This window comes from Polyangium spumosum, from assembly GCF_009649845.1.
Taxonomy (GTDB): Bacteria; Myxococcota_A; Polyangia; order Polyangiales; family Polyangiaceae; genus Polyangium; species Polyangium spumosum.
The window spans coordinates 165117-173397 of record NZ_WJIE01000017.1 but is presented as its reverse complement, the minus strand read 5'-3'; the positions used below and the strand labels follow the sequence as shown (position 1 = coordinate 173397).

Here is an 8281-nt window from a genome sequence, read left to right as displayed (position 1 = left end):
CGCGCCCGCGCCCGCCGCGCCCGCGCCGCCCGTGCCCGCCGGGCTCGAGCCGCCGCCCCCGCCACGCGCGCCGCTCGCGTCGTTCGACATCGACTTCGACGCCAACACGGGCACGCCGCCGCCCGCGCACGTCCGGCCCGCGATGGCGCCTCCGCCCGCGCCGCTGCCGCCCATGGCGCCGCCGCCCATGCCGCCGCTGCAAACGACGCCGCAGCCTCCTTCGGCCGCGCCAAACACCACACGGCCGCCCTCCCTCGCGCCGCCGCCGCCCGTGAAGGATGCGCAGACGGGCTCCTTCCGGCCGCCGCCGCCCCCCCTCGTGCCTGCGACCGCGCCGTTCGTGGCGTCTCCCTCGCCGAGTGTCCCGCCGCCGGTCGCGGCGCCGCTCCCGCCGCCCGTCTCGCCCCTCCCGCCGGCGCCGCTCCCCGAAGGTGACGGCCTCGCGCCGCCTTCGCGCCCGCCCTCGGTGCGCCCGCCGCCTCGCTCGGTGACGCCGCCGCCGATGGGCGCCACGAGCGCGCGTTCTTCCACGCCGCCGCCGCCCGGCAAGGCCGCCGCGCCGCCGCGCAAGGCCTCGGCCCAGCTCCGCTCTCCGATGCTCGATCCCTGGTCGGAGGGAGATCAGCGAAACGCGAACGCCCCTCGTGGCGAGGACCCTGCGCTGCGGCGCAAGCCGACGGTGAACGAGTCATCGACCACCCTCGCGGCGCGCCCGCGCGTCGCCGCGCTGCTCGAGGATGACGACGTCATCACCTCCGCCGCGCCGCTCGAGCAGACCCTCGGGAAAAAACGCGCCGTCCCGCCGCCGCTCCCCGGCGGCACCGCGCTCGCCGCCGCGCCGCCTTCGGCTGCCGCTCCGCCCGCCAAGGCGCCGCCGCCGCCTCCGCGCGCCTCCTCCCCTGCGAACCCGGCCGTCGCGCCGCCTGTGCCTCCTCCGGCCTCGGCGCGTCCTCCGATGCCGCCGCCGGCTCCTTCGGTGCCGCCGCCGGCTCCTCCGGCGCCGCCTGCGCCCCAGGCGCCTCCGCCGGCCGCCGTCGCCTCCGAGCCCCCCACCGCGGTCTCGCCCGCGCCTGCTCCCGCCGAGGCCTCGGGCGAGCCCGACGCCGCGCCCGCGCCGCAGCCGGGGCAACTCGCCACGCAGGCCACCGCCGTCCCCCAGAAGCAGGCGCCACGCACGCCGAGCGTGCCTCCCAGGGCTTCCGTGCCGCCGCCCGCGCCGAAGCCGGCGGGCCCTGCCACCACGCCCTCTCCGCCGGCTGCCGAGCCGCGCCCCGAGGCGAAGCTGCAAGCGCCCGTCATCAAGGTCGAGGTCTCTGCGCCCGCCCCGAACAAGCCCACGCCGGGAGGCATCAACCCTGCGGCGCGGCGCGCGCTCTCGGACACGCTCCAGAGCCCCATCGCGGCGAGCTCGCTCCGCGTGCAGCCCAGGCCGCAGCCCGCGGCCGCGACGCAACCGACGCTCGACAAGGACGCCGCCCCGGCCGCGCCTCCGCCGGCGAAGACGGTCCCCGCCGTCCCCGAGGCGAAGAAGACCGGCACCACGATGGCGCCTCCCGCGCCGCCGCGCCCCGCTGCACCGGCGACGTCCGCGGGCCGCGCTGCGCTCGCCGCGCTCAAGCCCGACGCGGCGCAGCCTGCGGCCGAGGCGCCGAAGGTCGCGCCGCCCGTCGAGCCTGCGCCGCTCTCCTCGGGGCCGGCGCGCATCGCGGACGTCGCGCTCGACGCGATCGAGCCGCTCATGGACCTGCCCGAGGACGTGCAACGCTCTCTCTCGCGCGCCGCGAAGATCGAGCAACTCGCGGCCGGCGAGGCGCGCGCGCTCGGCGTGATGCTCGTCCTCGCGGGGGACGTCTCCGTCTACGCCGCGGATGCGAGCGTGGCGGGTCACGTCGCGGGCTCGCGCTCCTTCTTGACCTCGCGTGGCTCACTCGCCGACGGTTTCGCCGTGCGTGTCGTCGCTGGTGCTGGTGGCGCGAAGATCGCCTCCTGGGACGCGGCCACCTTCGAGCAAGCGCTGCGCTCGTGCCCGTGGGTCCTCGACGACTGCAAGGACAGCGCCGATCGTTTGCAGGCGCGCCTCGGCCTCGCGCTCGGCGCGCTCTCCGGTCTCGACGCGAAGACACGCGACGACCTCGTCACGCGCCTCGACCTGCGTGTCCTCGCGCCCGGCGAGGTGATCACGCAGGAGAACGAGCCCATGCCTGGGCTCATGTTCGTGGTCGCGGGTGGCGTCGAGATCGTGGAGGGAGACCCTCCGGGTCCTGTGGGTGAAGCGCGCGCGGGCGAGCTCCTCTTCGCCGACGCGCTCTGGGCCGGCGTGCCGGCGCCGCTCACCTCGCGCGTGTTGCCCTCGGGCGGCATCCTCCTCGTCGGCGATCGCAAGCTCGCGCTCGACCTCGCGGCCGAGAACCCGCTCGTCCACGACCTCCTCTCCCGCTGACCTTCAGCGCCCCGCCGTCGTCGTCTGCGGCGGCGGCGCGGGGCTCGCCGGCTCTGCGGCGTTTGTCCCCTCCGCGGGCCCTGTCTCCTCCACCTGCCACACGAGCTCGCTGTTGCCCTGCGCGCCTGCGAAGCGGATCCCGAACCACTTCGCTTGCGGTGAGATCGTCGGCCTCCCCTCCGGCGTCGAGCGTGGGAACCGGATCCGGAACCCCTGCCGGTGCACCGTCATGTACGGGAAGTACGTCCGCTCGAGCGCCGTCGGCTTCGTGATCGCCGTGATCTCCTCCGGCGCCGTCTCGTTGCCCGTATCGTCGATCAGCCGCACGATCCACGCGCTGTTGGGCTTCGTCAGATCGTTGAAGCGCCGCTCCCCGCCGTAGAGCGCCACGAAAAACTGGTGCCGCTGCCGCGTCTCCTCGAGCGTCCGTTCGAGCAGCTTCTTTCGTTGATCGATCGTGAGCCGGTAGTCCTGCACGTACCGCACGACGTAGGCCCAGCGAAAGTCCCACGACTCGAACGTCGCCGTCGCGGTCAGGTAGTTCTCGAGCTCGCTCACCGCGAACAGATCCTCGGTCCGCGTCCACTTCCGCAGCACGCCCTCGTAGTCCGTCGCGACGTACTCGCGTGGCCCCTCGGCGAGGCTCACGTGCGGGGTCACGCAGCCCGCGGCGCCGACGAGCAGCGTGAGCACGAGCGTGGCGACGAACCGCGAGTGTTTCATCGTGATCACTTCGACAGCATGTGCGGCACGTCTTTGAAGACCGTGATGTACAGCGCGAGCCCGAGCAGCGAGAGGATGCCGAAGGCGTTCGTGTAGACCTCGACCATCGCGTTTGGCTTGCGCCGCGTCACCGCCTCGTAGGCGAGGAACACGAGCCTGCCGCCGTCGAGCGCCGGGAACGGCAAGAGGTTGAAGATCCCGATGTACGCCGACAGGATCCCGAGGAGCGACAGGTACGCGGCGAGCCCTTGCTTCGCGGCGTCCTCCGTCTCCTTCATCATCCGCAGCGGGCCGCCGAGGTCCTCGGTGTTGCCGCGGAAGAGCTGCGACAGACCTGCGCCGATGCTCTTCACCACCTTCGGCGGCTCGGTCAGCGCGCTCATCGCCGCTTCCTTGATCGGCACCGGCAGCTTGTGCGGCGCGACGCCGATCTTGCCCTTGCCGTCCTCGTTTGCCGGCGTGAGCTGCAGCGTCGCGCGCTCCTCGTGGTTCTCGTCGATCTTGCGCTCGACGACCACGGTGATCGGCTCGCCCGGGCGCTTCGAGATCTGCTCCGCCATCTGGTTCCACGTCGCGACGGGCGTGCCTGCGACCTCGACGACCTTGTCGCCCGGCTTCATGCCGGCCGCGTGCGCGGGCCTTCCGGGCAGCGCCTCGACGTACGTCGCGAGCTGCGGCTCGTCGTTCACCGTCACGTAGGCCGGTTTGCCGCCGTAGAGGATCGCGCCGAAGAAGAAGACCGAGGCGAAGAGGTAGTTCGCGAGGGGACCGCTGAAGATCGTGACGATGCGGCCGAACAGGCTCCCGTTCGAGAAGTTGCCCTTGTCGTTCGGGTCGTTCTCCTCGAGCGGGTTCATCCCGGCGATCTGCACGTACGCCAGGAACGGGATCATCGCGACCTGGTAGACCGTCGGCCCCTGCTTCTCCGCGTCGTGCTTCCAGAGACGGAGCTTCACCTTCTCGGCTGCCGAGGTGAACCAGTAGTAGCCGTCCTTCGGGGAGATCTTGAAGAACGTCGGCCCGAAGCCGATCGAGAACTTCAGCACGCGCATCCCGAACGTACGCGCCGCGAGGAAGTGCCCTCCTTCGTGGACCACCATCAGCAAGGCGAGGGCCAGGATCCCGAACATCGTCGCCAGTCTACCTGCCCGGCAGGCGATCCGCACGCGGGTTTCGGGGCGCTCGAGACCAGCTTTGCCGTGTTTTCGTGCTCGAAAGAGGGCGCCGGCCGTGGGAGGGGCCTGGCTCCGGGGCTCGGTCAGCTCCCGACGAAGAACGAGACGCCGACGCTGAACATCGGGTAGCCGAGCCGGAACGTCAGGGCGACGTTGTCGTTGAAGTGGATACGCGTGCCGATCCACGTGGCGAAGTCCATGTTCACGTACCGGAACGCGCCCTCGCTGCGCAGGATGCCGCCGACCTCCGCGAACGCGCTCCACTTGCGCGTCAGGAAGAAGTTCCACTGCAGCGCCACCGGCGACCAGATGAGGTAGTCGTCGCGGTAGTAGCGGCAGTAGCGGCACTGCGTGAAGTCGAGGCCGAACGAGATGCCGATCGTGTTGTTGATCTTCTTGATGAACATCGGATCGCCGAGCTCGATCGTCGCGCGGAAGCCGCCGCCGAGCTCGGCGCCGCCGCCGTAGCGCCCGACGCCGTAGCCGCGTCGGAAGAGGATGAAGTTGGCGTGCGGCTCGAGCTCGGCTCGGTACGCGGGGTGCGCCGACGGGTTCTTGATCACCCAGTCGATGGCGTGCGCGTCCGGCGAGTACGCCACGAAGGCGCCGGCGGCCGCGAGTCCTGCAGCAAGCAAACGGTGCGTCGTTCGCGTCTTCATGGAACCTACGTACCAGCAGAATTCCCTGGAAGGAAGGAACCAGCATCAACTCGCTCGTCCGGTGGTCACGGCAGAGCGCACGTGAAGGACGCTCCCTCTGGTTTTTTGCGTCACGGGCGATCACGACCCCTCGCCGCGCTCGGCGGATCGGTCTACCTACGTCGGGGTTCGTCCCCGTGGTTTCGCGGGTGACCACCTCTCCCCGATCGGCATGTCCACTCGCGCGCGCGCTCGAACCCTGGGCCTCACCGCGCTCGTCGCGGCGCTCGTGGCGCCCGCGCGTGGCCTCGCCGAGGACGACGAGCCTGCCGCCATCGACGTCACCGTCCGCGGCTCCACCGCGCCTTCGTTCGTCGCGCGTGTCTCGACGGACGATCGCGCCCGCGAGCCTGTCGACGCCGCCTCGATGCTCGCCGAGCTGCCGAGCGTGCACGTGCGTCGCCTCGGCGCCGACGGCGCGCAGTCCACGCTCTCCATCCGCGGCTCGGCCTCCACGCAGGTCGGCGTCCTCCTCGCCGGCATCCCTCTCACGAGCGGCGCGGATCCCACGCTCGACGTCGGCGCGCTCCCGCTCTGGCCCGGCGCGAGCTTCCGCGTCTACCGCGGCTTCGCGCCTGCTTCGCTCGGCGCCACGGGGTACCTCGGCGGCGTGCTCGTCATCGACCCTCCGACCTCGCTCACGGGCGCGCGCACCGAGTCGCAGCTCCTCGCCGGCTCCTTCGGCGCGCTCAAGGTCCGCGCTGGCGACGCGCGCAAGATCGGCGACGTCACGCTTGGCCTCGGCGTCTTCGGCGCGCGCACGGACGGCGACTTCTCCTACGAGGTCGAGGACCCTCGCACGCGTGACCTCGTCACGCGCACGCGCACGAACGCGGGCGTCGTGTCGGCGGGCGCGATCGGTCGCGTCGCGCTCGAGCGATCGTGGGGCACGCTCGGCGCGACCTTCCTCGCCGACGCGCGCCGCCAGGGTTTGCCTGGCTCGGCCACCTTCCCGACGACGCTCCCGCGCCTCGAAGCGAACCGCCTCGTCGTCGGCGTCGACGCCACCGTGCGTGACCTCGCGCGTGGCGCGCTTCGCTTGCAGGCGTGGACGCGGCGCGAGGGCTCGCACTACACCGACCCGAACGGCGAGATCGATCCCACGCGCGCCACGAACGCCGCCACGCAGACGATCCTCGCGGCGGGCGGCTCTGTCGGCTACCGCCGCGCCTTCCCGCGCCTCCTTCGCTCGACCCTCGGCGTCTTCCTCGACGCGCGAGGCGAGTCCCTCGCGCCGCCCGAGCGCGTGGGCGTCTCGGCGTCTCGCCTCGCGGGTGGCCTCGGCGTCGAGCTCGAAGCGCGCCCTGTCGAATCACTCCGCCTCTTCGCGACCGCGCGCCTCGATGCTCGCCGTGATCGAGCCACCGGACTTGCGGATTCCCTGGCGAACGACCTTGCCCCGAGCGGCCACCTCGGCGCCTCGTATCGCTTCTCCGACGCGCTCGTCGTCTCGGCGCACGCGGGCGCTCTGCGACGTTTCCCGAGCTTCGTCGAGCTCTACGGCGATCGAGGCAGCTTGCTCGGCGACCCGCGCTTGCGCATCGAGGGTGCGCTCGCGGCGGACGCCGGCGTCTCGGGTGACGTCGCGGCGGGGCGCGCCTTGTTTCGTTACGAGCTCGTCGCGTTCGTCACCTCGGCGCGTGACCTCATCGTCTTCTTGCCGCTCGGCCGCAGCACCTTCCGCGCGGGCAACGTGGACGCGGCGCGTATCGCGGGCGCCGAGGCTTCGGCCTCGCTCGTGCACGAAAACCTCGCGACGACCTTGAGTTACACCTTCATGCACACGGAAAACCTCGGCGCCGACCCGCTCTCGCGTGGTCGCCCGCTGCCGGGTCGACCGATGCACGACCTCTCCTACGACGCGGCGTACCGCATCGGCCCTGTGCGTTTGCGATATGGCATCGACGCGGTGGCGGGCACGACGGTGGACACGGCGGGCGTGCTCCAGATCCCGCCGCGCCTCTTCCACGGCGCGGGCGCGTCGCTCGACGTGCCGGGCGTGTCGTCGCTCCGGATCGGCGTGGAGGTGCAGAACCTGTTCGACGTCCGCACGTTCCGTGTGCGGTCGCCGCTCGCGCGGACGAGCGTGGCGCTGCCGGTGAGTGACTTTCTGGGGTTCCCGCTGCCGGGGAGGACGGTGTGGGTGACGGCGAGGTTCAGCCCGTCGTCGTCGTCTCGGTGACCGGCGCGGCCTGCGTCTTCGCGCGCCGCGTCTTCCGCGTCGCCGCGACGGCCTTCGCGTGGGCGACGGCGTCGTGCAGGGGGGCGAGCAGGGCTCGATTCTCGGCCTCCTTGTGCAGGTCGCCTGCGGACGCGCGGCTCTCCACGTATTTCTGCAATCGCTTCACGATGTCGCGCCAATCGGCCTCCGCGTTTTTCCCGAGCAGCACGTGCTCCTCCTGCGTCCCGCGCGCCGCGCCGCGATCGGCGTACGCCTGGTCGCTCTCCTGGAGCGCGGCCTCCAGCCGGTCGAGCCATTCGAAGGGAAACAGAATCCCCGCGAGCGTCTGCGCGTGCTCGGGGGCGCGCAGGACGGTGAGCGCGTGCCGCATCTTGGCATTCTCGTCCGGCACGCGATCATCGAGGAACGCGAGGCCCTCGGGGAACGCGGCGGCGTGGAGGAGGCGGGCCGCGGCGGCGAGCGCGCCGTGCGGGCGGCGCCCCTCGATCTGGAGGAAGGACTCGACGTGCCTTCCCCAGGTATCGACGTTGCCATCGGCCTTCCCGATTCGATCGACATGCGCGACCCGGGCGGCGTTCGCGGCGCTCTTGCCGACCACGTGGGATTCGAGGCGGAGGGCAATGGTATCGAGCTGCGGGATGAAGATATCGAGGGCCGGCTCGGACGGCCCGAGCTGGGCGCGCTCGGTGAGCTTGTCGCAGAGCTGGCGGCTGATGAGGGCCTTCTCGGTGCGGGAGAGCTTGGCGGGAGAATGATTCGTCGGCATGGGAGTCACCTCGCTGGTTCGAGCGCGGCGGGATGCCGCGTCGCGGGTTCGGGAGAGGCTCAGGCAAGGTGGATGCCAAGCTGGAACGGGCGGAAAGTTGGGGTGGCAGGGTCGAGACGCGCCGAAACGGAGCGGTGGGGTGCTCCAAAGTGGAGCGGTGCTGCTTCGAAACGGAGCGGCGAAGCGCCGAAGGCAGGTCCGGTCGGCGGGGGAGGGGCGTGGCGAAGCGCCAAGCGGAGGTCGGGGCGGTCGGGGTGAGGCTTGGCGAAGCGCCGAAGCGAGGTCCCGGTGATCGGG

6 protein-coding genes and 1 pseudogene are annotated in these 8281 nt (G+C 72.0%); 2 read left to right on the top strand and 5 right to left on the bottom strand.

Going from position 1 to position 8281, the window contains the following annotated elements; genetic code table 11:
• Nucleotides 1–513, bottom strand: a pseudogene (locus tag GF068_RS44580) (hypothetical protein); the annotation flags it as partial.
• Between GF068_RS44580 and GF068_RS43910 the strand changes: the two are divergent.
• The gene (locus GF068_RS43910) at nt 503–2440 is read left to right on the top strand and encodes a cyclic nucleotide-binding domain-containing protein (RefSeq protein WP_206079631.1); all 1938 of its coding nucleotides are present in this window, start codon (nt 503–505) and stop codon (nt 2438–2440) included. The pseudogene GF068_RS44580 and the gene GF068_RS43910 overlap by 11 nt on opposite strands.
• Before the next feature lie 3 nt (nt 2441–2443).
• On the opposite strand, the gene GF068_RS36975 is transcribed toward GF068_RS43910, so the two are convergent.
• From GF068_RS36975 to GF068_RS36965, 3 genes are all read right to left on the bottom strand, one after another.
• Nucleotides 2444–3163, bottom strand: coding sequence for a hypothetical protein (locus tag GF068_RS36975; RefSeq protein WP_240807957.1), 720 nt, complete (start codon nt 3161–3163; stop codon nt 2444–2446).
• Between the two features lie 5 nt (nt 3164–3168).
• Complete coding sequence (locus GF068_RS36970; protein WP_153824257.1) at nt 3169–4293, bottom strand: M50 family metallopeptidase; 1125 nt, start codon at nt 4291–4293, stop codon at nt 3169–3171.
• 128 nt (nt 4294–4421) lie between these two features.
• Entirely contained in the window at nt 4422–4997 is a 576-nt protein-coding gene (locus GF068_RS36965) for a hypothetical protein (RefSeq protein WP_240807956.1), read from the bottom strand.
• A 211-nt stretch (nt 4998–5208) separates the two neighbouring features.
• Between GF068_RS36965 and GF068_RS36960 the strand changes: the two genes are divergently transcribed.
• Entirely contained in the window at nt 5209–7218 is a 2010-nt protein-coding gene (locus GF068_RS36960) for a TonB-dependent receptor domain-containing protein (RefSeq protein WP_153824256.1), read from the top strand.
• Here GF068_RS36960 and GF068_RS36955 read toward each other — a convergent pair.
• Nucleotides 7193–7984 carry a hypothetical protein gene (locus GF068_RS36955; protein ID WP_153824255.1) on the bottom strand — a complete coding sequence of 264 codons (792 nt, stop codon included), beginning with the start codon at nt 7982–7984 and terminating at the stop codon, nt 7193–7195. The two genes, GF068_RS36960 and GF068_RS36955, sit on opposite strands and share 26 nt — an antisense overlap.
• Nucleotides 7985–8281: the final 297 nt, after the last annotated feature.